The sequence below is a fragment of the Pontibacter sp. MBLB2868 genome (assembly GCF_051904785.1).
In the GTDB taxonomy this organism is placed as follows: Bacteria; Bacteroidota; Bacteroidia; order Cytophagales; family Hymenobacteraceae; genus Pontibacter.
In genome coordinates this window covers 3,764,278-3,788,367 of sequence record NZ_CP196710.1, presented here as the reverse complement: position 1 = coordinate 3,788,367, position 24,090 = coordinate 3,764,278, and the positions used below count along the sequence as shown (strand labels likewise).

Below are 24,090 nucleotides of genomic sequence, written 5' to 3'. Positions count from 1 at the left end.
TCAGTGTGTTTTTATTTTTACCGTTTTATAACCAAACAACTATCTAAGCTATGAAATACTTAATGAGTCTTACACTTTTAACACTTTGTTGTCTTACTGCCGGAGCACAGCAGCAAACGCAGCAAGGGGCTTATAAGCCTGGAACAAATTTAAAACCAGGCGAGCAGCACCTGCTGTTTCTGTTCCCTGATTTCGTTTCGCAGCCGGATGGAATGGAGAAAGACGAGTCCGGTAATATGTATGTGTCAAGCCCTAACTTTAGTAACCCGAAGTACCCTGGAACACTGCTCAAAATATCTTCTGACTATCAATGGAGTGTGTTGTATAACCTGCCCGTGAGCGACAAAACGAAAAAAGTAGGTCCCATGGGGCTGGCCTTTGGCCCCGATGGCAACCTGTACATTGCAGATAACCAGTACTACTACGATAAGAACTTTAGCTCACGCATCCTGCGATTGAACATGAAGGATGGCCAACCTACAGGTGTTGATGTAGTGGTGAAGGGGCTGAAACATCCTAATGCGGTGCGCTGGCATAACAACAACTTATACATTACAGATACTAAATGGAGCACCTCTGATACAGCAAAGACCAGTGGCGTATTTCGGGTTGCCCTGCAGGAGATGACCAAAGATTCTGTAATGATACAGCCCTCCATGAAGGAGAAACATCTGCTGACGACGTTCAGAGCGATAGAGCAGCCAAATGGTAAAGCTTTTGGGGCAGATGGCATGGACTTCGACAGCAAAGGCAACATGTTTGTAGGTATGTTCAGTGACGGGCGCGTGTTTAAGATCACGTTTAACCAGGATGGCTCCATCAAATCAAAAGACGTGTTCTTGCCCTACGGCACCATTGCCTGCTGCGACGGTATTTATATTGATAAGGCAACGGACAACCTATACATTGCCAACTCTCAGAAGAACGCGATCAATATTGTAACGCCTGATGGCAAAGTAAGTGTGCTGGCCCAAAACGGAAATACTACCGGTATAGATGGCAAAATGGATCAGCCTTGCGAGCCGCTGCTGGTGGGCGATAAACTGATTGTGGCAAACTACGACCAGCCAAACGAAGGCTTCGTGAATGAGCGTTATGACGAGGTGCATAACATGACTATCATTCAGGTGCCGCAGCAGTATCTAAGCAAACAATCGGGTAAGGCTAAATAATTGTAATTTATACTTAAGTGCGGATTAAACTTAAAAAAAGCGGCTGACCCATTCCTGAGTCAGCCGCTTTTTGTTTAGATAAGTGTAGTTGGTGCAGCAGCTTAATGAAGTTTACATTTCAAACTTAGAGTTCTAAAAGAAGTATGAGCAGCCGGTGCAGGGGAGTTGTTTTAATAGTTACATAGCTAAGAATGTACTTTAGGCGTTATTAGGTGTTGTATATGACAATTTCAGCTGCTGTATGAAGTCTTCAGGTTGATCAGGTGTAAGTATGTAATGTTTATTATCTCTTGTTTGAATAAGGACATAGTTCCTTTTTTGAGTGGCATACCATAGCATGCTCCCTATCTCTAAATTAGAGAATTTTCCGAAATAGCCATAGAGGCCGGCAACACCGAAGCTGCGGAGTGTTCCTTTCATTTCATGCCTGTCAACCATTCTTACACGCTCTATTTCCCTTTTTCTAATAACGACGTTTTTAAGCGGCCTTCTAATAACGACCCGCTCGGCTTGAATACAGTAATTTATGGGGTGGTAGCAATATGGAACTAGCAGAATGCCCAGCAAAAAGAGCGAGGCAATAACTGAGTTTGACTGCGGAACTTCAAAGAAGATAAAGACCTGCCAAAATATCACACCAAATATTAATAAAGTATAGACAGTTGAGAATGCCTTGGCAACTCCGTCCAGCGAGGCTTTAAATATCATGTTTCTCTGATTTTAGTAAAGTTGAGCTCTTGCTTTTAGGGTGAAATTCTTTGCGTTTTTTATAGCGTCTTATAAGCTTTCCATTACCTTACTGTAAAAGGCTTACATGTATAGGCCCAGTCGTATTTGCCGTCTGATCATTCTTTACGTAGCGCTCCCCATGTAATGTAATATCTTGAGGCTGTACTGGTACGCTATTGATCGTAAAGTCACTTAAAGAAAAGTCTCTCACTTTATGTCCGGTGAAACGCACCCGAACAAAGGACGTGCCACTTGGAAGGGAGAACTTCTTTGTAAGTTTCCCATCCGGCAACAGTTGTGTTGTCTCATAATGTGTTAGTTCCTGATCCTCGTTCAGATAGTTAACAGACATTTCTACCCCCTTTCTTGCTCTGGTAAGTGTTTAAGGTGCTGTAGGAGCTTGCAAAGGAGAGTATGAGGGTGTTGCCCCGCAGCAAATCCCGATGCTTTTCCTTGTCCAGCTCCAGGTCCATATTAAAACCGTAAAGCTTCCTTACCTGAAGCGGGGTGGACTCCCTGACGTAAAAAATGCAGTCAAAGGCTTCGGCTAAAGCTTCTGTTCGAGAATACATAGGTGTGGGGGAGGCAATACCCATCGAGATGGTGTGACTTCGGTTAAAGAACTCTGTTAGTGCTGGCGTTGCATTCAGGTGCAGTAGGCCGGCAGGAGAATTTGTTGCCTTGGCTATGGCTGTACCTATCTTACCCATCTTTTCAGCAATGGTGGTAGTCTCCTCCTTTTCAGAGTAGATGTAGCTCCCTTTCCAGGCTTCTGTGCCGATCACCGCATACTTATCCTGATGATGTTGGTTGAGGTGCCATCCCAGACGAGCAATACCAGGAGAAATATCTTTGTACCCAACCTTCTTCGCGATATGAACATTATGGGCGTACACAAGCATTTTAGCCCCCGGTCTTTGCTTTAGAACCCACTTTATGTTGTTGTGCATAGTAGAATCCCTGAATGAATCTTGTGAGTGGCTGGCAGCGAAGTAAGACCTAAGAGCATGTTCCAGATTAGTAATGCTTTGGTGCAGCCACAATTGCCTCAGGTTAAGGCTGTCCTGTTGTAAGTTGTTTGACTGTGCCAGCCTGTAAAGCGGCTTTATTTTTTGTAGGGTAGCATCTAAAGAGAGTCTTGTGCGAATGTTTTGGGATGCGCTGTATAACGGGAATTGACTTATGGCAGTCAGCGACTCGCGCGTTTCATTAGGTAGGATGATGTTGTTTTCTTCACAGTACAACAGTGCGTTACGAGCCGCCTCGTTAGGCGAATTCACATCTGCGCCAAGGAACCACACTTTCTCTTTTGGCTTTTTATTACTGTTGTAGGCGCGTATCCATTCAATTAGCTTAACCCTGTCCTCCTGCAGGAAGGCGTATGGTGTATGCATCCCTGCTTCGGTACCTTCCGGGCTGTGCAGCACGTAGTTGTTGAGCGCCCACGTATCGGCAAAGTTCATCTCCGCGAACACTACCACGTTAAAACCTTTTTCCCGTATAAGCTTTTTAGAAATCTGGGCAAAGGCTCTCTCGAATTCTGCCGTCCCGTGCGTCGCCTCTCCGAAACCTAAGATAGACTTATCATCCACGATCTTATTTAAGACTTCATGGAAAGCTGCTGTATTACTGCTGGTGCCGGAAAAACCTACTGGGGCAAGGTGCGCAGCTATTTGTGGGGCAATCTCCCGCTGCAGGTATAGCACCCACATTCTTTCGAAAAAGAATGCCACCATTGCGACAAGGAGGGTATACAGCACCCACTTTACCGTCTTTTTAAGTTTGTTCATGCTATATCTATAAAGTGCTATTCTTGAACACTAACCCTAAAAAGGTGGGAGCCTTCTGAATTTGATTACCTATAGTATTGCTGATTTAAAGGCTTTTTACCTCTACCGCCATCTTAGGCGCAAACAGGCCGCTACTGCTTATATTCCAGTCGGCCTGGCTGGCGCTTCGGGTGAATACAGTGCCGCCGAAAGCTTTCTTGGCTCCAAAGTATAAGCCAGACTGCTCTTTTCTGGTCAAATCCACCTTGCGGAGCCTCTTGACATACTCCAGGCTAACCACAAAGTCTTCGTTTACCATGATGTTGTAGGGCTGCAGGTTTATACTTGCCTTCCCTTTCTTTCCGGTAAATTTGAGGTACACAGGCGCGTGTAGGATGTTATCCTTGGGCAAGCCGTTGTCTAAAGTATAAATGTTCAGCCTGAAGAAAAGTGTGTCGTAATCATTCAGGAAGATATCCACGTTAAACGCTTCTAAGTATGTTGTTTTGCCTTTTACCTTGCAGAGCAGCCCAATCTCATTTCCTAAATTGCTGAATTTAAACGGAGTCATGCCGACACCGGCTGGAGTAGCTTCATTACCCAGCGTTACAGCTTTTAATTTCTTGCTTGTTACCTCTACCTCATTTAAAGTATAAGTAGCAGCCACCATCGTTATTTGGGAATTGATTTCTAGCAGCTGAGACAGTTCTTTTACAGTATACCGTAACGGTACATATCCTACCATGGAAATTATTACTGTATCAGAGGCATGCTTTTCAGCTACAGATAACTCGAATTCGCCATTGCTGTTGCTAACGGTGCCGAAGTCTGCGCCTTTCAAGCCTAAACTTGCAAAGGGTATGGAGTTACGGTTGGCAGCATCAACGGCAGTGCCTTTTAGTTTGATGTCATTGGGTTGTGCCAGTGCGATGGCAGGAAGTATAAGCAAGCCTGCAATCAATAACCAGAAGCCTTTCATGTTTACGTTTTATCAGGTGATGAAGAAGTATGATCACACAAACATAACAGGTGCTGATCTAAAAAAAAGCTGTTTTTGAAGCCAGTATAGCCCGTTTTCTGAAAGTGATACCTTTAACACACCTGTTTTGTGTGTTTCTCACGATATACCTTTGGCGATATGCCTTCCATCTCTTTAAACACTCTGTTAAAAGTCGCTTTTGAGTTGAAGCCGCACTCTTCGGCTATGGCAATGATGGTCAGGTGCCGGAACTGCTCATCCAGAATGCGGTTCTTAAATTCATCTATCCGATAGGTGTTGATAAAGCTGGTGAAACTGTGGCCTGTGCGAAGCTTAATAAGTTGCGAAACATACTTTACATTAGTTTGTAGTAAGGATGCTACTTCACTAAGCTTAAGGTCGCTTTTGCGGTATAACCTCTCCTGCTGCAGCAGGCGCAGCAGACTGTTAAAGTATAATGTTTCCTGCTCAGGGCTTAAAATATAAGCAGCCTCTTTTTGACTGGTGTGGATCTCATGCATGTGCTTAAAACTAAATATGCTGATTGCGAATACAGCTATAAAATCCATGAGAGTAAGAAGGCTGATAACCTCGGGTGTGTATTTTATTACATGGGAAGCCTGTGCAAGTACAAGGGCAAAGTATAACGACCAGAACACAAACCGCCCCATAAAGTAAGACAGGATATACTTCAGCCACTTCTGTTTTAAAGCAGATAAACTTGCGGAGCTCTTGATGAGGATCAGAGAACGGACCGTAAAGTAGATAGAGAAAAGACTAGCGGCGAAGCTATGTAATGCAGCTCCCCAGATGAAATACTCATTATAAGCTAGTTTAAAGAGTTGCTCAGTTCCTAAACTCAGGAGTATGAAGTTGCCAAGAAGTTCCACTGCTGCAGGAACAAACCACCAGTTGTAGGAGCGTTTCCAGGTAAAGTTATTTATAGAAAGCGATTTAGAATAGAAGTACAGCAATGGCCCAAACCAAAGCAGGAACAGCGACGGGAACCCTAGAAGCCAGTTATACTGATTCACTAATCCAGAGTTTAGGAAAAAGCTGTGAAGCGAACCGAAGTTAAATAAAAGCAGAAAAAGGCCGAGCAAATTATTGGCGTGTCGGTTGCCTTTGGAGTTGCTTAGAAAAAGTACCCCGAGCAGCAGCCCCTGTGAGAAGGAAAGCAGATCGGCAATGGCAAGTGAGTTTAAGCTCAAAGTTTGTTTCCGTTGATGTATTTAAAGTATAAAGCTACAAAATAGTAGACGATAAGATATTTAACTTCAGAGTAAGCGATCTAGACTTTACAAAAATAAAAAAGAGGCTAACTTTTTAGGATAGCCTCTTCCACAATCAAAGTATAAAATTATAATTACAGTTTAAACGTTTCGTCGTTGAGTCCTTTGTTAACCTCGATATTCTGTACTTCAGCTTTGATTACCTGAGGGCCAACGCTGGTTTCTGTGATATAAGGGAACTTCACACCATTCACTTCTTTGTAGTTACTGTAATTCTTAGTTTGCGTGATCACACCTTGAGGCGACTGCAGGTTCTTAACTTCTTTGAGCAGTAACCCGGATCCCTTTGCAAAGTAAAGCGTAGATTTTTGCCCGTTTGGCAGAGCAACTTCAACAGCATAAGCATCCTTGCCATCCACTTTATCCATACCTTTCAGGTCTGTTTTGATACCCAGTTTGTCATACTGTAGCGTAGGGAACATGTTGGCATCCAGTTTCTGAGCATTAAGTTCTTCGGCTGTCATATCTTTTTTAACACCTTGCATTGGAGCCTCTACTTTGCCTTTGTCACCGTTGATGATCACGCGCTGCATCGGGTTGTTGTTCATCAGCACCTGCACGGCAAATTTCTCGTTGCCTTTCTGCTGCTGGATGATGGTAAGCGGCATGCCTTGGATGGTTGCATTGCTGGTAACAGTTACGTCTTTCAACTTCTCGATATTTGCCTTTCCTCCAATAGCTTTAATATAGTCTGCAATCACCTGCTCGGCTGTTACGCCTGCCGGAACACCCATAGCCGCACGGTCTACTTTCTCACCAGTGGTGCTGTAGTAACTGATGCTATTATCATCTTTGTCGAATTGCTGCAGCTTATCGGCTATATCAGACGCATTACCCACAGCTATAACATACATCTTGTCCGGGTGAATGTATTTTTGTGCCACGCGTCGCACATCCTCTGCTGTTACGGCTTCTACTTTTTTCAGGTAATTTGAGTAGTAATCTTCTGGTAAGCCATAGCGGGCTGTGTTGATGGCGTAAACAGCTACAGTTGCAGGGTTTTCGAGGCCACGGCCATAGCTACCCATAATGTATGCTTTTGCATCGCGTAATTCTTCGTCAGTCACACGTTCGTTGCGGATCTTGTTCAACTCTTTCATGAACTCTACCACAGCGCTATCTGTAACCGCATTCCGAACGTTTGCCGATGCGTTAAAGCGACCAAGTACTTCGTCGTTGTTGATAGAAGAGTAGGCGCCATAAGTATAGCCGTGCGTTTCGCGCAGATTTTGGAAAAGACGTGAGTCCATACCTCCACCCAGAATATTGTTCATCAGAGATGCTGCAACAGCATCCTCAGCGCCTGGCTTCAGGTCGGCAGGGTTAGTAAGTGTAAGCACACTTTGTACAGCGCTCGGGCGGTCTACTACTACTACCTGGGTTTTCTCAGGTGCTTTAGGAAGGTCAATCGTTCTATCCTTCACCTCGCCTTTTTCCCATTTAGCAAAAGCCTTTTTCAAAAGCTTTTTCATTTCTTTAGGTTTTACATCGCCAACTACTGCCAAATATCCGATGTTTGGCTTAAAGTAGCTGTTATAATAGCTCTGGATGTCCTGCAGTGAAATGTTGTCCACAGTTTCCTCGGTCATTACTTCTCCGTAAGGATGATCTTTGCCATAAAGCACCAGGTTTCGCGTACGACTGGCAATTGCCTCCGGGTTGTCTTTTGACTGTGCCAGGTTTGCCTTCATCTGCTTCTTGATCTTATCCAGTTCCTCCTGTGTGAACTTCGGGTGCAGGAGCGCATCTGTTGTCAGCTCGACAAGGGTCGGCAGGTGTTTTTTTAGCGAAGAAGCCGTGAAGCCAGTGGAAGAAAAGCTAAGGTCGGCCCCGATAAAGTCTACCTGCTCATCAAACTGATCTTTAGTTCTGTTCTCGGTACCGGTGCGCATCATCTGGCCGGCAGCTTGTACATAACCTGCTTTATCACTTTCCAGAATAGGGTCTCTATCCAGAACAAGCGACATAGATACCACAGGCAGTTTATGGTTTTCTACTACGTATACCTTCAGACCATTCTTGAGCGTGAAGTGCTCGTATTCACCCAGTTCAATTTTTGGGGCAGGTCCTGGTGGTGGTGGAGTTTGTTTTGTTTGGGCCGGCGCCACATAAACAAAGGCCAGCGCCAGAATTACCGTACTATATATTTTCTTTATCATGATTGCTATTTCTTAAAGGATACAAGAAGTAAGACTAAAGCGTAAGAGATGTTGTAGGATAAAAATATTAATTACCGTACTCAGTTAACCTAATACCTGTATCTTAAAGCTTGTGTCTAAAATCTACTATCTATTCTGGTTGTGATGATTTTGGAAGATAATGCAGTACTACGCGATTGTTTTTAGTTAAGTACTCATTCGCTACGCGCTTTATATCTTCTTTTGTCACATTCATGTACCGCTGCAGTTCTGTATTGATCAGGTTAGCATCTCCGAAGTAAACGGCATAGTTAGCCAGGCTTTCGGCACGGCCTGCCACAGTGCTGTTCTGCTGCACAAAGTTGCTTTCTACCTGGTTGCGCAGTTTCTGAAACTCACGGTTAGAGAGGGGCTCTGTTTTTACACGTTCGATCTCAGCGTTCATGGCTTTCTCAAGTTCATCTACATTTACCCCCATATTGGCAATGGCAAAGGTCAGGAACAAGCCCGGATCTTCGGTTGGGAAAGGGATAGAACCGGCGGCAACAGCTTTTTGCTGCTTATCCACCAATGATTTAGTCAGGCGGGCACTCTCGCCTCCTGATAGCATCGTAGTAAGCATTGAAAGTGCATAATAATCTTCAGTGCCTTGTGCCGGAATGTGGTAAGCCTGGATTACAGCTGGCAACTGAATGTTATCATAAACAGTTTTACGGCGCTCCTCTGTTTGCTTTGGCTCTTTTATACTTGGGCGAGGAATTTCTTTAGAGCCTTTTGGAATGCTGCTAAAGTATTTCTCTATCATCTTCTTGGTGTCATCAATATTGATGTCGCCGGCTATAGAGAGAGTTGCATTATTTGGCACGTAGAACGTCTTATAGAAGTCGCGGAACTCATCAATGCTGGCTGCATTCAGGTCTTTGAAAGACCCGATTGGCATGGTCTTATAAGGGTGTTCTTTATAAGCAAGAGCAAACACATTTTCACCCATAGAACCATACGGTTGGTTGTCAATGCGTTCACGCTTCTCCTCCTGTACTACCTTACGCTGAGTTTCTACGCCTACCTGGTCAATTTTAGCATGTTTCATGCGCTCTGCCTCCAGCCACAGGCCTAACTCCACCTGGTTTGATGGCAGCAGCTCATAATAATAGGTGCGATCGAAAGAGGTGTTGGCGTTTAATGCGCCACCCGCTTTCTGAACAAGGGAGCTGTACTCGCCACGGTCAATATTCTCAGTCCCTTCAAACATAAGGTGTTCAAAAAAGTGAGCGAAGCCAGAACGACCTTGTACTTCGTTTTTAGAGCCCACATGGTAAAGCACGGATACCGCCACATTGGGTGTGGATTTATCCTGATGCAGGATTACGTGCAGTCCGTTTGGGAGTGTGTATTCCGTGAAATCAATCTTATTTCCTTTCGTTTGTGCAACTGCTGCAAAGCTGGCGGCACACCACAAAAGGGAGAAAAACAACTTACGTTTCATGCTTAACTTTTTGGTTGTGAAATATGAAAAGGCTTTAAAGCCTTGCTATAATCTGTGTTCAATCAAGAGTTTCTTTAATTCAACTTCTGTGAAGATACCATTTTATGGTCAAAACAGTCCAGCCGTTTCGGCAGAAACGGTAGGAGTGCAGATGAAACAAGTGATTTTGTAGACGAATGCGTTGCTGGATTAGGAGCAGATTTAAGCTAACAGGGAAAGCCTGTTTTATATGCCGCTGGCTGTTATATGCTAAAACAACTGTTTAAGGTGTGTTAGTATAAACTCTTTAGGCAAGTTCAAGAGCAGCGACACAGTAAAAAATATAAAAAACGTGTATTTGACGCGCTTTGCTCCTTTTATAGCATCTGGTAATTCAACCAGGCAATATAACACAGCAAAAAGTAGCAGTATACTAACCGGGGAAAGCAATCTGTAATCCGGAGCATCAAATGGTGAGATGCTACGGAGAGTTAGGAGCACAAGCAGGTACACGGCAGCAACTCTGACAGCTACATGCGAGAGCCGGTTTTTTTTAATTGTAGCCATAACAACAGCCCGTTGGTGCCTTAGTGCATATACCACATAGCCTGTAATAAGAACTTGAAAAGCTGTAGTAGACAAGGTGAGCAGGTCTATCTGCCCGTGCAGGTAATATTTTCTAATCAAGAATAGCTCGATCAATAATCCCTTTGCGGTCAACCATACCGTTGCCGGTATATTTTCCGCATCAATTGCTAAACGTTGCAGATCAGTATTATATCCTGCTATAATATAGTTGTGCAGCACATAGGCCCAAACGAATAGTACGTTTAAAATGAAGGCTATAAATAGATGTTTGCTAAGTCTTTTCCTTTCCTCAGCCCATGTGATGAGCGCTAACGATAAAGTCAAAGCCCCTGCAAAGATGCCAATATACCTGGTTAGGAAAAGAAATACGGCTGTAATCAATAACAGGTATGCCCATACAATGCGACCAATTGTATATGTTCTCTCAAGAACTACAACCAGGCACAGGCATCCGAACAAAAATACAGCCTCAGACCAGGTATAAGAATATACTTCCACGAACGTAAAGGCACCGTACATAGACGCCAGCACAAAAGCATAGCTTCTATTGATTTTGCGTAGCAGAAGAAAACCTAAACCAACAAAAAGAAGATTAACCAGCTTAGAGGCCCAGAATAAATTCAACTTGCTAAGCCAGGCTGCTGTTGCAATCAGGACCGGGTAACCAACAGGCCAGGCAGTAAAATAAACTAATGTGTTTTTGTCCGGACCGTGAAGTGTTCTTATAAAGAACTGCTCACCATCGGTAAAACTGCGTGCGGCTTCTAAATAATAGTGAGAATCTATAGTTGTATATCCAGTTGCCTCTACATTTATCCTCAATATTATAGCTGCACAATAAGTGATGTAAAACAGCAGCAGCAGCAGGTCGGCTCTTTTAAGCTCGTTTTGTAACATGTGGCCGGCTCAGTACATCTTCGGTAATTCGATACCCTTAATTTTGCGGTAAAGGCCCAGAGCTGCCTGATCTGTGAGGCTGGTAACAAAGTCAGTGATATGAATGATACGCTCATAAGCCGTTGCAGACTCAGGCAGGTTGATGTATTGTGGCGGAATGAGTGCCGCCAATTTGCGGTGGTGCTTAGAGTCTGGTTTAAAGGCTGCTTTTATGCCTGCATCCAGCAACCCTCCCAAAACCTCAAAGCCTGCAGCCTCAATTTCTAATACTGGGCGGTTCTGATAGATCAGCCTGATAGATAAATCTTTTATCTGGTCGAGCACAGGTTTGCAAGCCAGTTCATTGATCAGAGGCTTGTCATAAGTACCCTGCAACATTTCCTGTTCATGTTCTAAGAAAACAGCAGTGGTTTCTTCTATTAATTTCCCGATAATACGTGCCCGCAGATAACCGATCTCTTCTTTCCAGTCATAGAACGTGAGGCTTGATTTGCGCTCCGGGTCATCGTTAAGAATTTGGCGGAGCAGGTTCAGCCCTTCTTCCTGGGGTACCAGGCCAAGTTTAAGTCCGTCCTCAAAGTCTATAATACGATAGCAGATATCATCGGCAGCTTCTACCAGGAAAGCCAGTGGGTGACGATGGTAAAATACCTCTCCATCTTCTCCTTTCTTCAATAGCCCTAACTCCTTTGCAATATTCTGAAACCAGTCTTTCTCCGTCTGAAAGAAGCCATACTTCTTCTCGCTTGTATTTTTCGTTCTGTCAACAACAGGCAGCGACTCTTTCGGGTATTTAGTGAAAGTGGCAAGTGTAGTGTAAGTAAGGCTTAGGCCACCTAGCAGGTTGCAATGAGTTGGGTAAGTATAAGTTAATACCCTGAAACCTGCAGCATTGCCTTCGTAACGCTGTAAGTCAGCTTTCTCGGCTTCAGAAAGAGTTTGCAAATAGGGATGTGCCTCGTCACTCAAAAAGTAAGAAGAGATGGCGTCTTCACCAGAATGCCCGAACGGAGGGTTGCCAATGTCATGAGCAAGACAAGCCGCTGCCACCATGTCTCCGAAATCTGCTTCCTGTATGTTCTTTTCCATGGAAAGGTGTGGATGGCGCTCCAGTATACTTTTCCCCACGATACGACCCAGCGAACGACCAACAACTGAAGCCTCCAGGCTGTGAGTAAGGCGGGTGTGTACAAAATCACTTTCAGGCATGGGCATTACCTGTGTCTTGTTCTGCAGCCTCCTGAAAGCAGAAGAAAATACGATCCGGTCATAGTCCCGCTGAAACTCGCCCCGCACTGATTCATCCGTACTATACTTTTTATCTGTTGTTTCGAAACGCTTCTTTGAGATCAGTTTGCCCCAGGTAGTGGTTGGTGTCATAAATGTAAAGAAAGTTAACTCATCAGCACGCTTACGGCAACAGTGCCCAGCAAGAACAATGTGAGCGTAATTAAGTATATCAGGCTAAGAGGGATCATACTCAGCAGTGTGCGCAAGTATGGCTGTTTGTATACCCGATGCAATGCCAGGTAAAGGTAAAGCCCCATGATGCCGAGCACAATGCTATTCAATTCCAGGGCCGGGAACAAGCGGTTTACTAGCATCGCTACTATCAGCAGGATAAAGTAAAAGGTGTGCAAATGAACGGAGAACATGAGGTGCTCCACATAGTTTCGGCCAAGCTTGCGATAATACAGGTACAGCAGCAGCGCAAAAAACGGCATCAGCAGGAACATCATAAAAGATAAGTTCTTAAACAGTTTTTGCTTTGACTCTTCGCTGTGGCTGCTAAACCGGTTAAACTTCTCTACAAACATGGCGGCTTTTTTGTCTTCTTCTAAACCGGCCTTAATATTTTGAAGCTCTTTGTTATCATTGGCTATGTTTTCAATTTTCTCAAGTTCTGCGGCTTTGGCAGCGAGACGCACGGAATCTGCTGCGTTGGTATTTATCGTCATGCCAGGCAGTACAGCCGTGGCTTTACCGTCTCCTTCATCAGTTCCGCGTAGTTCAATGGCGTCTTTTGTGGTTAATGCCAGCACAAAAAAGAAGATCAAACTGATAAATACATAAAGCCTGAAGGGAGGTACATAAGAAACGCGCTGGCCGACATTGAATTTTTCGGTAAGAAAGCCAGGCTTTATGATCAGGTATTTTAGTGTGCGCCACACCTTTGTATCGAAATGGAGCGTGCTTTCAAAAAACTCTGCAATAAGGTGTTTTGCGGGCACATTCAGGTCATGGTTCTCCTGTCCGCAATTAGGGCAATAGTTGTTAACGTCCTCAAAATTGTAGCCACAGTTAGGGCATTGGGTAAACTTGCGCCTGTTTTTCGCCATACTCTGGTGTTATTTTTATACAACCTTACTTCAAATATAGCTTTATGCAAATAATAAAGCCAAAAAAACAAAATTTGCCTTTCAGGTTTATATCCTTACTCATTTTTACAAGGTGAAACCCGTAAACTTCAAATATTTAAAGTACTGATCCCGTACATCTTGTTTACTATAATTAACGCTTGTTAGATTGCTTTTATTAGCTGTTAGGTACTTGTGGCACCTAAGCGGTTTGTAGTGAATATTAAGTGAATGATAAGTATTGCCCTGTTAAAACACCAGCAGTTTACAACAAGCCTCTGGTTGAGGCGTAAAAAATAATAGTGTAGTATTTTCTTTTATAGTTTATACTTAGAACACATAAAAAGGAGGGTAACATGGCAAACTTAAGTAGAAGAAACAGTGGCTCATCTTCACCATCACGATATGGGCTACCAGGTATGTTCAGCGATATGGATCGTTTTTTTGACAGCGATTTCTGGGGCATGCCAATGCAAATGAACCGACAGATGATGGCTAACATGCCAGCAACTAACATTCGGGAAAATGAAAAAGACTACAGTATTGAAGTGGCAGCCCCCGGAATGAAAAAAGACGATTTTGATATTGATGTGAATGAAGGGGTGCTGACAATCAGTTCTCAGAAAGAGGAGGAAAAGAATGAAGAAGAAGAGAACTTTACCAGACGCGAGTATAATTATAGTTCTTTCAGTCGTTCGTTCAGGTTGCCAGAGTCTATAAATGAGGATGACATAAAAGCTAAATACCAGGATGGTGTGCTGCATCTCACTGTGCCGAAGGGCAAGGAGAAAGAGCATCCAAAAAGAAAGATCAAGATAGACTAATTTGCAAATTGATTAAAAAAGTATGGCCCTTGCTGTATTTTGCAGCAAGGGCCATACTTTTTTAAATAGCCTGTTGCTAAAGCTTTATTATTTTAAACTCGCCACTATTGCCCCGTTCCTCCCAGCGCAGAATATACATACCAGCGGCCAGGCCACCTAACGGCAGGTCAATCGGTGTGTTTACATCTGTCAGCGTCAAAGTATACTCCCGCACTAGCTTTCCGGAAGCGTTGTACAGGTTGATGGTCATGTTTGTATTTGTTTGTACCAGGTACAACAGCCTGATGCTATGCCTGTCTGGTGGGATGGGGTTAGGGTAAACCCGTAGCACCCGTAAAGAGGCCGGATCGAGTACACGTGCCCGTGGAGAGAACCGAACGGAGCCATCAACATACACTACTCTTAAGCGGTAGTAGCTGATGTCTGGTAGCGGATCCTCATCAATGTAAACATAATCGAGTGGGGTTGTACTTGGTCCTTGTGCATCTACAGTGGCAATGTCTGACCAGTTATTACCATTGTCGCTACGCTGTACTGCAAAAAAATCTACAGCTACTTCTTCCTGAGTCTGCCACTGCACAGTAACACGCCCGTTCTGAAAAGCGGCTTCAAAGGTAAATATCTCTGGTGCCAGGTTACAGTCTCCTTCTAGTTCCGGAACCATTGGGGATTGCTGGCATATGTTTGGCCCAGTACTGTTTGCCATCACAAACGTTGCCCCGCGTATATCTGCAGCACTTAAATCCCGAAACAATTTCTCGAATTCTACGGCATAGTGCATCACAGCGCGTGGAAGAATAACATGGCCCAATTGGTGCGCATGGCCTAACTCGTGCAGCATAACAGTTTCAAAGTCATACTGCTTGTTAATAGGTGGACCAGGGCCATACTGCCAGTTAATGGAGTTGTTTATCTGCATGTCGAACTCCGATAACCAAAATAAGGTGTCGGTGCGGGTGGCGCAGCCTTCGTAACGGCTAAGGGTTGAGGCAAGAACATTCTCGTCCAGATCGCCGGAATTTACGAAACGGATAATGTTACTGTTATCATCGGCAGTCTTTTCTGTTGTGGTGGGTGAGCCAATCTGCCAGTTTACCTGTGTGTTGCAGACCCAGCTGTTCATGGCTCTTCGGAAACCTTCCTGTGCTGCATTGCGGCTTTGTATACTTGGAGCGAACTGTATGGTATATCCGCCCCTGTTATCGGTATCTATTAGGATGGGTTGGAAGGATTTCCCTTCAAACGATACATTTGAGTACACATACTCAATCTCTATTTGTTGTGTGGTGGTAAACGATGTTCCATCATTGGCAGTGATACGTATAACTCCGGTGCCTGCTGCGCCGTCGTCCGGGTCCTGCCCCCTGGATGGAATGTACATACGTATCTGTGTATTACTCCAGGAGAGGTATGCAGAAGGAAGGGGAGTCATGAAAGTTTTGCCACCAGCATCGGCGTTTCTGAATTGCACCATACCACTACCGCGTGTATTGCCAAATCCGGTGCCGTTAATAGTAATTATAGTCCTGGTGCCTGCACTGGCTACAGTAGGGGAAAAATTGGTAACCACAGGGGCTGCCATAGAACGCTGTACCTGGCTTTTCGAAGTAGTTATTGCCTGCCGCAGCTTTTCATTAACTGTAACTGTTCGTACATCCTGCCCTGTGATGGCAGTTATTTTATCATACACTTCCTGCACAGCGTCGTATTGCTCAAATACTCCCGTTAAAGGCCCGTTATTCAGGTTATAATCAATAAAGCCTTGCTGGCCGGCATAAGCGCGTACTTTTAATCTATTCCCGCCGGGTGTGCTTTGTATCGGTTGGTTTTTGCTTAGAAAAAAAATGCCTTGTTCCCCTTTTCCCAGTTCCAGGGCAGAAGAAAGGACGTGCATTTTCATGCCCACCGTTCCTCCTTGTGTGATAAGCTCTATCTCTTTGCTTTGTACCTCTCCTTTAAATACTTTGTAGACCTTTATGATATTGGAGGTATAGATGTTCTCGTGCCTGCTATCCCAGAAAGCCTTTTGTGAAATAACTTCCCCCTCCAGCACAATGTCTGCTTTACTGGTGCGCTCTTCTAAGGACATGGGTATTAGTTGCTGCCTGTCGGCAGCGAAGCCGCTAACTGAAAGGAGTAACAGTAAGGTCAGGAGCAGATACCATCTGGAAAGCATAGGGGCAATGTGTACAGCGTATAGTTTTATCATAGAGACTGTCAGGGCTATTATTATTTGTGCTAAATATGCCGCGAAAAAGCAACTTGTGCAGCAGCGTGTTATACTTACGCAAAATACAAGGTAAAGGGATATATAGTTTTTTATAAGTTGCTTGTGCTACTCAACAAGTTAAAAAAATAACCTGCCAGAATAAACACTCCGGCAGGTTATTTTTAAATATGGGCAGCAACTGGCTACTTGCTGTTATACTGAAAGTTGAAACTTCCGTCTCCTTCTATTTTTACCTCCATCAGCTTTTTATACTTCTCAAACATCTCCTGCGACTGCTTTTTACCATTCACGTAAAAACTGTCTTTCGTCATTCTGATTTCAATCTTGTCAGTTTCATTTTTCAGCAGCCCATCTTTTACCATCTCTTTCTTTAGCTTCTGCATTTGCTCCTCGTGCTTTTTAGCCATCTCTTTGTGCCTTTTGGCCATTTCTTCGTGTTGCAAAGCCATTACTTTGCTACGTTCGGCCTGTATTTCAGCTAGCTCCATCTGGCGGTGTACCTGCCTTTCGATGCGTTGCTTATCTACTCTCCCGGCCCCCTGCTGCTTCTCTATTTGTAGCTCATATTCTCTTAGCTTTGCTTCGTGCTTCTTCAGCTCCTTTTCATACTGCTTCATGGCCTTTTCATGCTGCTTTTGGTCCTCCTCGTTTCCTGGAAAAAGGGCAGCGGGTGGTGGTGGCAGTGGCGGCATTGGTGGCATTACAAAATTCGGAGGCATTGGTGCCATAGGGGGCATCGGAGGCATAGGCGGAACTGGCGCAAACCCGGCAGAATCGCCCTCTTGGAAGCGGAAGACATAGTTGAAATTCTCCTGTTGCCTGCGTTGTGCATCAGCTACTGCGTTTTGCGCAATTTCCATTTCCATGGCTACTTCTGCTGCTGTTGCCTTTGGGGCTTTTTCTATTGCCTGCAAGCGCTGATCGATCAGGTTACTATAGCTAGGGATGTCTTTTTTAGGAATACGTTTGCCATCCACATACAAGTCAGTCACTTTACCTTTCTTATTTTTGATGATCACCACATCACGTTTCTGCCCGTCGAGGCCCTGAGCTGCAAAAGCAAAGGCGTTCGTGTCTTCTTCGGTTAAAGCATCTGCCTGTTTACTTTCATTTTGGTACAGAGCGGTAGTTTTGCTTTCTGGCGTTTTATCAGTAGACTGTAAACTGGCCATGGCCCCGCACGATACCACAGACAGCCCTGCCACCAGTACAAGCGCAGCAGCAAAACCTTCGGTAAAGGTTGGACGCAAGGTCTGCTGGCCAACTAATCTTTTTATTCTACTCAGTAACGTTCCGCGTTTACCAGAAAATGCCATAGACAAAGCGGGGCCGGCTGGCAGGCGCATTGCTTCAAGCTCGGCCAGGGCACGTGCATAAGTTAACTGATCGCCGCAAACTGCAACCGCAATATCATCGCAGCAGTTCTCTCGTTCGGCACGGACCAACCCGGAGATCCACCACATTGCCGGATGGTAGAAGTAAATGATATCAATAACAGACTGCATCAGGTTAAACAGGTAATCACGGCGCTGTATGTGGGCCAGTTCGTGGGCAAGTATTGCCTCTACCTGCACCTGCGACAAACCTGTAACAGCCCCTATCGGTATAAGTATGACCGGCTTAGCATAACCAATAGCCATAGGCACCTGTACCAGACCCGACTCCACTAAACGTACCGCCCTGGACATGCCCAGTTCCTGGCGGAGCATTGAAAGTTTTTGTTGCCACTTCTCTGCCAGAGGATTTGTTTTGTAGTGACGTAGCCGTTGGGTATATGCCAGACCACCAATAAAACGAAGTGTCATCAATACTAGTCCCATCAACCAGATTGTTACCAGCAGTGGCAGGTTCTGCTCAAAGTAAAGTTGAGCTTTAGCAAGTATTTCCATCCAGAAAGAGGTGGCACTGGGCGAAAGGACTACAGCCTGAGCAGAACTATTAATAGCGAGGCCTTCCGTAACAGGCAACGCTCTACCATACGCTGCACTATAGTAGTGGTCAAAGGTAAGGGCAGATAAGAGCACTTGTAACAGCAAAGCACTGCCAGTAACAAGATAGCGGGTTTTAGAAGTATGGCGGTGCAGGAGTAGCATTAACAGGCTTAGCACTAAAGCCAGCAAGGCACCTTGCCATAAGGAGTGTAGCAGGGTCCAGCCCATGGCTTTCACTAATGTTTCTGAGAAGTTATCAAGGACCTGGCTCATTTTTTACCTCCTTCCAGTTTATCTAATAAGTTTCTGATTTCGTCAAGTTCTTCTTTGGATGTTCTGTTGTTGCCGAGTGCCTGCATTACCAGTTTGCCTGCCGACCCGCGGAACGTTGCATCCAGGAACCTGTCAAGCAACTGCCGCTGAGTATTTTCCTCCTCCAGCAGGGGGCGGAATATATGAGACCTGCTTGTTTTGTCGGCCTTCAGCATTTCCTTGTCAGCCATTATCTGCATCAGCTTAAGCGTTGTAGTATAACCGACTTCTTTTGTTTTACTCAACTCTTCGTGCACAAATCGCACAGTGCTTGGGCCATGTTGCCAGAGTACCTGTAGTATCTCAAGCTCTGACTCTGTAGGTTTTGGGGCTGTCTCCATAGTTTTGGTTAATAGATAGTTAATGATTCAGGTTAGTTACATTACAAGTATATACGAATCATTTCGTAAAAGGAAATTTTAATTACGATATTTTTCGTATAATAAGTAAACAGATTCCTGATCAGGGTGAAAGGTCTGGATTATCGGGAAAGGATGGAGTAGAATACTAAGGAGTGACCTGTGCGATTAAGCTAATATACAAGCCGCAGGAAATTAAAGGTTTTAATGCATGGAGGCTGATTTGATCATGATAAACTCGTTAATATTATCTGTGTTGATAACGCCGGCCAGACGGCCATTTTCGAGCACTGGGTAAAGCGGAGCACGTGTTTTCTGTAATTCCGTATACGCTTCTGAAAGTTTGTCCTGCACATTGAATGTCTTAAAATCCTGCGACATTACATCGAGAACCGGAATAGCCATCTGCTCCTCTTTAACTGCTTGTATCAGCTGGCTCCGGGTGAGGGTGCCTACAACCTGCCCGTCAAGCTCTACTATAAATTCGTGCTCAGAACCCATTAATAACTTGTTCAGGGCATCGCGAACAGTTTCGGTTGGGGCAAGGGTCACGAAGTTTGTCATCATGCCCTCGCGTACACTATGGCCTCGTAAAAAGTCCAGGTGCTGCACCAGCATATTCTCAGAATAAGCCCCAAAAAAGACAAATGCACCGATCAGAATTAGAAAAGGATTGAAAAAGAAGCCGACAAAAATGAAGAAGATAGCAAGCAACTGACCCAGGTTAGCGGCAATTTGCGTAGCTCTAACGCGGCCTAGCTTAAATGCAAGCAGGGCTCGTAAAACCCGGCCACCATCCATCGGGAAGGCAGGAATGGCATTAAACACCACCAGCACAATATTTACAAACAACAGCAGGTACAGAAAATTGGATGGGGTAATGCGCAGGAAGAACTCTTCTGCGGGGGCGCTTTGCAGCGAAGGCAGCACAAGCCATAGTATAAGTGCAATAACAATGTTCACGGCCGGGCCGGCCACAGCTATTAATAACTCTTGTTTCGGCTTTTCAGGCATGCGCTCCAGGCTTGCCACACCCCCGATAGGCAGCAGTGTGATTACTTTGGTCTGGATGCCGTAGCGCTTTGCCGTAAGCGCATGGCCTAACTCATGTAGCACAACACACAGAAAAACCGACAGTATAAACCCTACGGCAAGTAAGGTAGTAAACAGGTCACTGCCACGCTGTACCTCAGAAAAGGCAATCCAGCCAAGTAACAGAGCAAAAGTCCAGTGCACTAGTATTTTGATGCCGGCTATTTTGCCAAGGTTCAAAGACCACTTCATAGTTGCAAATGCTTATGCTTAAATTAACGCTTGTGCTTTATGATTGTTCTTTACTTCTGTAATCTTTTATAAATCGGGGCCTTATTAAGCGTTGGGGTGCGCAGGTGTAGGCGCAATTAGTATATTTGTGTAAGATGCAACACGAAGCAATGGATTTAAGAGAAAGAGATTTAGAGAGAGAATTGCTGTTTCAGGCTTCCAGAAGTGGAGGTGCCGGAGGCCAGAATGTAAACAAGGTTGCAACGAAGGTTGAGTTGAAGTTTCATGTGCAAAACTCGGAACTGCTCACAGAAGATGAAAAGGCGCTGGTGCAGGAAAAGCTCGGCAGCCGCATTAACAACGAAGGCTATCTGCAGGTGGTGTGCCAGACAGAGCGCACACAGCTAAGAAATAAAGAATTATGTGTGGCCCGCTTTTACGAGCTACTGCGCCAGGCTCTTACAAAGCAGAAAAAAAGAAAAGCCACCAAACCTACCCATGGTTCTGTAAAGCGGCGATTGGAAGGTAAAAAGCGGCAGGCTGAGAAAAAGGCCGGCCGCAGCTACCGTGGCGACCATTAAGCGTTATTTTGTCTCATCATCCCAGGCCATGGCGCTTATCAACCACTTGTCGCCTGCTTTAATAAACTGAATACAATTAACTCCTACTGCTATCGGGGCCTCATCAGCTTCATCGAAGCGTGCTTCATACGTGCTGAACCGATGTGCTACTTTCCCAAAAAGTTCTGTTTTACTGGCAACTTCCTTTTCATGAAACGCCTCAAATGCCCCTTCTGAGATTTGCTGCATCACATCCTCGCGAAATTGCTGCACTGTGTATTCCTTCGGTTCGTTACCGCTGTTGTTTATCAGTTTCCCAGCTCCAAAAAACAGGCTTTCCAGCTTCTTGAGGTCTGGTTTCTCACCTTTTTTAAAGCATACACTATTGTAAAGATCTTTTGTTAGTTGGTCAAGTTCCTGCATACTTGTTTCTGTTATAGGATAAGAATTAAAGAAAAGCTGAGCCAGGCTTACTGTCTGGCTCAGCTAAAGGTAATGGGGTATTATTTCTTACTGCTGCCGCTTGCCGCAGTGGGTTTGTTTTTCAGGTAAGTGTCCAGGAAGGTAAGGATGGCGCTGTAACCTTTTATCTGGTTCTCTTTCTTCTCAAATCCATGCCCCTCGTCATCAAACACCACATACTCTACTGGCACGTTATTTTTTTTCACGGCGGCTACTACCTCATCCGATTCTACTTTTAGCACACGTGGGTCGTTAGCTCCTTGCAATACCATAAGGGGCTTTTTGATCTGGTTAGCAAAAAACAGTGGGGATTTGTTGTACAAGGCGAGTGAGTCAGTTTCGGGGTTGCCCATCTCTTTATAAAGCGCCTCTCTGAATGACTCCCAATAAGGAGGAATACTGCGCAAGGTACGGAGCCAGTTAGCTACACCAAACAAATCTACGCCAACAGCAAACTCATCCGGAGCAAAGGCTAAGCCTGCAAGCACCATATAGCCACCGTAGCTGCCACCTAAAATTCCGATCTTGTCTTCTGCCACATAGCCCGTGCTGGCCATGTAATCTTTTGCTTCTATCACATCTTTCAGGTCTGCGTCTCCGTGCTTCTGATCATCGGCGGCATAAAAGGTTTTGCCATAGCCGGAGCTGCCACGGTTGTTTACAGCTAACACTGCGTACCCATGGTTTACCAGGTACTGCATAAGCGGACTGTAGTTCAGGCGCGTTTGCCCGCCGGGGCCACCGTGAATCCAAAGTATAGCGGGCACTTTGTTCTCCGGGCTGGCGTTGTGCGGCTTCATGAGCAGTGCAGGAATCTCAAGTCCGTCATACGATTTATAACGAATTACTTCAGCTTCTACCAGGTCTTCAGAGTTTATCTCCGGGTTCATGGTGTGGGTAAGTTGTGTGGTCTTGTTACTCTTAAAGTTGTGCACGAAAAGGTTGCTCGAGGAGGTAGGGCTGCTTACATAAAAAGCCATCAGGTTCTCGTCATCCGAAAAATTTATGCCTGTAATGTCGCCGTCGGGTATATTGGGTAGCTGCACCTGCTTACCTGAAGCAGTGTCGTAAACCTTTACTTCGGTGCGCGCATCGTTGTTAATTGAGGTTACCCTGTACTTCCCGTCGTGCGAGAAATAAGTATTGCTGATATCCCAGTCCGCTTTTTCAACATTTGCTAACTGGCCACTACCCAAATCATAGCTCATCAATTCCATAAACTCCCCATTCTCATTTGTCAGGAAGTATAGGTGCTGGTTATCAGGTGTAAATGTTTGCGGGAAATACTGTATATCTTCCTTGTGGTTGGTAAGTTTTTTAAGCTGCTTTGTAGCTGTGTTGTACAGGTACATGTCGCTGCTGTTGGTGTTGATGCTCTTTATGAGTGCAATGTACTTTTTGTCCCGTGAGATGGCGGCAACGTCTAAGCCCTGCTCATTTTTCATGACCAGCTTTGGTGTGAGCGTTTGCAGGTCCATTTCATAGAGATCAAAATACTTGGGATCACGTTTGTTTGACAAAAAGTAGAAGCTGTCCTGGTCATGACTCCAGCCAGCAAATTCAGCCTTTGCTGCTGCCTCCGGTGTCAGGTCCCTGGTGGTGCCATCCGGATTAAGCATGTACAGGTGCGTGATTTCGTTACCGCCCTTATCGCTGGAGTATAAAATGCGTTCATCTTTCGGGAAGTAAGATATTGCAAACACAGAATTATCCGTTGACTTGGTAAGTTGCCGGGGCTCTCCTCCTGCTACAGGTACTTCAAAGGCATTGTAAACGCCCGTTTGATTGCTTGAGTAAAGTATTTTGGAATTGTTAGGCGAAAAGTCGCTGCCTGTAATGGAAGTGGTGTTCATGAACTGGTCGATGGTATAAGTACTAGCCACCGGTTCTGTTGTCTGGTTGTCAGCGGATGAGTTTTTCTGGCACCCTGACATAAGGAAGGCCACTGCTAAGGCAGCGGGTATCCATTGTAATTTTTTCTTCATAGATGTTACGTTTGTAGTACGATATTATTGGGTTAAGCTACTGAATTTCAATAATAAAACAAACAGGTAGTGCCGCCGCGATACGATATTTCTATCAGCTGCTTTTTATTTTTATAATCTAAATTTATAGTTGAGCATCAGTAAGGCTGAATATTTGCTACTGATGCTTTAGATCACCCTTATAGAATATGGTTAAGAAATCACTCATTATAGTTTGCCTGGTTTGTGGCATAAGTAGTATGTGCCACGCTCAGAAATACAGAACTGCAGCCGGTGTAAGAATCGAGAGCGATAAGTTTGGAGTAACGCTACAACAGAAGCTGCATGAGCAGGGAACTTTGGAAGGTATCCTGGCTGTGGGGGCAAGGGAGTATAGTGGCACCGCTTTGTATGAGTGGCACTTTCCGTTGCTGGGCAAGCGCTTTAACTATTACCTGGGTGCCGGAGCTCATGTTGGCAACCTAAAAGATAACGGTGTGTTTACAGGTGGTGATGCCATCCTGGGAATAGAATATAAAGTTAATGGACTTCCTTTCCTGCTATCAGCCGACATAAAGCCTGCAGTGCATATAAACCATGAAGATTGGATCAATTTATCTTCGGGCGTTTCGGTCAGGTATGTGATCTTAAAAGAGAAAAAGGAGAAAAAAAGCTTGTGGCCATTCGGAAATAAGGACCAGGATACTAAAAAGCGAAAGAAGAAAGATAAGCAGGGAAGTATACTGGATATATTTAAAAAGCAGGACAATTAAGGGGCAACGGTGCTAGGTAAAGTATA

At 44.8% G+C, this 24,090-nt stretch carries 20 protein-coding genes; 4 read left to right on the top strand and 16 right to left on the bottom strand.

Annotated features, from left to right (window positions below; all coding sequences use genetic code 11):
• Positions 1–50: 50 nt before the first annotated feature.
• Complete coding sequence (locus ACSX1A_RS16200) at positions 51–1,172, top strand: hypothetical protein (RefSeq protein WP_439880685.1); 1,122 nt, start codon at positions 51–53, stop codon at positions 1,170–1,172.
• 198 nt (positions 1,173–1,370) lie between these two features.
• On the opposite strand, the gene ACSX1A_RS16195 is transcribed toward ACSX1A_RS16200, so the two are convergent.
• From ACSX1A_RS16195 to ACSX1A_RS16150, 10 genes are all read right to left on the bottom strand, one after another.
• Complete coding sequence (locus ACSX1A_RS16195; RefSeq protein ID WP_439880684.1) at positions 1,371–1,880, bottom strand: PH domain-containing protein; 510 nt, start codon at positions 1,878–1,880, stop codon at positions 1,371–1,373.
• A gap of 88 nt (positions 1,881–1,968) precedes the next feature.
• Entirely contained in the window at positions 1,969–2,253 is a 285-nt protein-coding gene (locus tag ACSX1A_RS16190; protein ID WP_439880683.1) for a hypothetical protein, read from the bottom strand.
• A complete protein-coding gene (locus tag ACSX1A_RS16185; protein WP_439880682.1) occupies positions 2,243–3,691 on the bottom strand; it encodes an erythromycin esterase family protein in 1,449 nt (482 codons plus the stop codon). Before ACSX1A_RS16185 ends, ACSX1A_RS16190 begins: the two co-directional genes overlap by 11 nt.
• A gap of 85 nt (positions 3,692–3,776) precedes the next feature.
• Complete coding sequence (locus tag ACSX1A_RS16180; RefSeq protein WP_439880681.1) at positions 3,777–4,649, bottom strand: carboxypeptidase-like regulatory domain-containing protein; 873 nt, start codon at positions 4,647–4,649, stop codon at positions 3,777–3,779.
• A gap of 113 nt (positions 4,650–4,762) precedes the next feature.
• The gene (locus ACSX1A_RS16175; protein WP_439880680.1) at positions 4,763–5,860 is read right to left on the bottom strand and encodes a helix-turn-helix domain-containing protein; all 1,098 of its coding nucleotides are present in this window, start codon (positions 5,858–5,860) and stop codon (positions 4,763–4,765) included.
• Positions 5,861–6,015: 155 nt separating this feature from the next.
• A complete protein-coding gene (locus ACSX1A_RS16170) occupies positions 6,016–8,100 on the bottom strand; it encodes a M16 family metallopeptidase (RefSeq protein WP_439880679.1) in 2,085 nt (694 codons plus the stop codon).
• A 130-nt stretch (positions 8,101–8,230) separates the two neighbouring features.
• Positions 8,231–9,565 carry a M16 family metallopeptidase gene (locus tag ACSX1A_RS16165; protein ID WP_439880678.1) on the bottom strand — a complete coding sequence of 445 codons (1,335 nt, stop codon included), beginning with the start codon at positions 9,563–9,565 and terminating at the stop codon, positions 8,231–8,233.
• Positions 9,566–9,814: 249 nt separating this feature from the next.
• On the bottom strand, positions 9,815–11,029 hold the full coding sequence (locus ACSX1A_RS16160) for a hypothetical protein (protein WP_439880677.1): 1,215 nt from the start codon (positions 11,027–11,029) through the stop codon (positions 9,815–9,817).
• Between the two features lie 9 nt (positions 11,030–11,038).
• A complete protein-coding gene (dgt, locus tag ACSX1A_RS16155) occupies positions 11,039–12,409 on the bottom strand; it encodes a dGTP triphosphohydrolase (protein ID WP_439880676.1) in 1,371 nt (456 codons plus the stop codon).
• Between the two features lie 14 nt (positions 12,410–12,423).
• Positions 12,424–13,368 (bottom strand): DUF3667 domain-containing protein, encoded by a 945-nt coding sequence (locus ACSX1A_RS16150; RefSeq protein WP_439880675.1) that lies wholly within the window; start codon positions 13,366–13,368, stop codon positions 12,424–12,426.
• 374 nt (positions 13,369–13,742) lie between these two features.
• Here ACSX1A_RS16150 and ACSX1A_RS16145 point away from each other — a divergent pair, with 374 nt between their 5' ends.
• Positions 13,743–14,210 (top strand): Hsp20/alpha crystallin family protein, encoded by a 468-nt coding sequence (locus ACSX1A_RS16145; RefSeq protein WP_439880674.1) that lies wholly within the window; start codon positions 13,743–13,745, stop codon positions 14,208–14,210.
• Positions 14,211–14,286: 76 nt separating this feature from the next.
• Here the strand turns inward: ACSX1A_RS16145 and ACSX1A_RS16140 are convergent, their stop codons facing one another.
• The 4 genes from ACSX1A_RS16140 to ACSX1A_RS16125 all read right to left on the bottom strand — a co-directional run bounded on the left by ACSX1A_RS16140 (position 14,287) and on the right by ACSX1A_RS16125 (position 20,326).
• The gene (locus ACSX1A_RS16140; protein WP_439880673.1) at positions 14,287–16,419 is read right to left on the bottom strand and encodes a T9SS type A sorting domain-containing protein; all 2,133 of its coding nucleotides are present in this window, start codon (positions 16,417–16,419) and stop codon (positions 14,287–14,289) included.
• 203 nt (positions 16,420–16,622) lie between these two features.
• On the bottom strand, positions 16,623–18,644 hold the full coding sequence (locus ACSX1A_RS16135) for a M56 family metallopeptidase (protein WP_439880672.1): 2,022 nt from the start codon (positions 18,642–18,644) through the stop codon (positions 16,623–16,625).
• The gene (locus tag ACSX1A_RS16130; protein WP_439880671.1) at positions 18,641–19,024 is read right to left on the bottom strand and encodes a BlaI/MecI/CopY family transcriptional regulator; all 384 of its coding nucleotides are present in this window, start codon (positions 19,022–19,024) and stop codon (positions 18,641–18,643) included. Before ACSX1A_RS16130 ends, ACSX1A_RS16135 begins: the two co-directional genes overlap by 4 nt.
• A 222-nt stretch (positions 19,025–19,246) precedes the next feature.
• Complete coding sequence (locus ACSX1A_RS16125; RefSeq protein ID WP_439880670.1) at positions 19,247–20,326, bottom strand: site-2 protease family protein; 1,080 nt, start codon at positions 20,324–20,326, stop codon at positions 19,247–19,249.
• A gap of 149 nt (positions 20,327–20,475) precedes the next feature.
• Here ACSX1A_RS16125 and arfB point away from each other — a divergent pair, with 149 nt between their 5' ends.
• On the top strand, positions 20,476–20,886 hold the full coding sequence (arfB, locus tag ACSX1A_RS16120) for an alternative ribosome rescue aminoacyl-tRNA hydrolase ArfB (protein ID WP_439880669.1): 411 nt from the start codon (positions 20,476–20,478) through the stop codon (positions 20,884–20,886).
• A gap of 3 nt (positions 20,887–20,889) precedes the next feature.
• Here the strand turns inward: arfB and ACSX1A_RS16115 are convergent, their stop codons facing one another.
• Both ACSX1A_RS16115 and ACSX1A_RS16110 read right to left on the bottom strand, forming a co-directional pair.
• Entirely contained in the window at positions 20,890–21,288 is a 399-nt protein-coding gene (locus ACSX1A_RS16115) for a hypothetical protein (RefSeq protein ID WP_439880668.1), read from the bottom strand.
• An 80-nt stretch (positions 21,289–21,368) separates the two neighbouring features.
• Positions 21,369–23,312: an alpha/beta fold hydrolase gene (locus tag ACSX1A_RS16110; RefSeq protein ID WP_439880667.1), complete on the bottom strand. Its 1,944-nt coding sequence runs from the start codon at positions 23,310–23,312 to the stop codon at positions 21,369–21,371.
• 188 nt (positions 23,313–23,500) lie between these two features.
• Between ACSX1A_RS16110 and ACSX1A_RS16105 the strand changes: the two genes are divergently transcribed.
• Positions 23,501–24,064, top strand: a complete 564-nt coding sequence (locus ACSX1A_RS16105) for a hypothetical protein (protein ID WP_439880666.1) — start codon at positions 23,501–23,503, stop codon at positions 24,062–24,064.
• Positions 24,065–24,090 lie beyond the last annotated feature (26 nt).

Excerpts from the sequence above, each read along its gene's own strand:
- ACSX1A_RS16200 (WP_439880685.1), top strand. The coding sequence starts at position 51 with ATGAAATACTTAATGAGTCTTACACTTTTAACACTTTGTTGTCTTACT.
- ACSX1A_RS16195 (WP_439880684.1), bottom strand. The coding sequence starts at position 1,880 with ATGATATTTAAAGCCTCGCTGGACGGAGTTGCCAAGGCATTCTCAACT.
- ACSX1A_RS16190 (WP_439880683.1), bottom strand. The coding sequence starts at position 2,253 with ATGTCTGTTAACTATCTGAACGAGGATCAGGAACTAACACATTATGAG.
- ACSX1A_RS16185 (WP_439880682.1), bottom strand. The coding sequence starts at position 3,691 with ATGAACAAACTTAAAAAGACGGTAAAGTGGGTGCTGTATACCCTCCTT.
- ACSX1A_RS16180 (WP_439880681.1), bottom strand. The coding sequence starts at position 4,649 with ATGAAAGGCTTCTGGTTATTGATTGCAGGCTTGCTTATACTTCCTGCC.
- ACSX1A_RS16170 (WP_439880679.1), bottom strand. The coding sequence starts at position 8,100 with ATGATAAAGAAAATATATAGTACGGTAATTCTGGCGCTGGCCTTTGTT.
- ACSX1A_RS16165 (WP_439880678.1), bottom strand. The coding sequence starts at position 9,565 with ATGAAACGTAAGTTGTTTTTCTCCCTTTTGTGGTGTGCCGCCAGCTTT.
- ACSX1A_RS16160 (WP_439880677.1), bottom strand. The coding sequence starts at position 11,029 with ATGTTACAAAACGAGCTTAAAAGAGCCGACCTGCTGCTGCTGCTGTTT.
- dgt (WP_439880676.1), bottom strand. The coding sequence starts at position 12,409 with ATGACACCAACCACTACCTGGGGCAAACTGATCTCAAAGAAGCGTTTC.
- ACSX1A_RS16150 (WP_439880675.1), bottom strand. The coding sequence starts at position 13,368 with ATGGCGAAAAACAGGCGCAAGTTTACCCAATGCCCTAACTGTGGCTAC.
- ACSX1A_RS16145 (WP_439880674.1), top strand. The coding sequence starts at position 13,743 with ATGGCAAACTTAAGTAGAAGAAACAGTGGCTCATCTTCACCATCACGA.
- ACSX1A_RS16140 (WP_439880673.1), bottom strand. The coding sequence starts at position 16,419 with ATGATAAAACTATACGCTGTACACATTGCCCCTATGCTTTCCAGATGG.
- ACSX1A_RS16135 (WP_439880672.1), bottom strand. The coding sequence starts at position 18,644 with ATGAGCCAGGTCCTTGATAACTTCTCAGAAACATTAGTGAAAGCCATG.
- ACSX1A_RS16130 (WP_439880671.1), bottom strand. The coding sequence starts at position 19,024 with ATGGAGACAGCCCCAAAACCTACAGAGTCAGAGCTTGAGATACTACAG.
- ACSX1A_RS16125 (WP_439880670.1), bottom strand. The coding sequence starts at position 20,326 with ATGAAGTGGTCTTTGAACCTTGGCAAAATAGCCGGCATCAAAATACTA.
- arfB (WP_439880669.1), top strand. The coding sequence starts at position 20,476 with ATGGATTTAAGAGAAAGAGATTTAGAGAGAGAATTGCTGTTTCAGGCT.
- ACSX1A_RS16115 (WP_439880668.1), bottom strand. The coding sequence starts at position 21,288 with ATGCAGGAACTTGACCAACTAACAAAAGATCTTTACAATAGTGTATGC.
- ACSX1A_RS16110 (WP_439880667.1), bottom strand. The coding sequence starts at position 23,312 with ATGAAGAAAAAATTACAATGGATACCCGCTGCCTTAGCAGTGGCCTTC.
- ACSX1A_RS16105 (WP_439880666.1), top strand. The coding sequence starts at position 23,501 with ATGGTTAAGAAATCACTCATTATAGTTTGCCTGGTTTGTGGCATAAGT.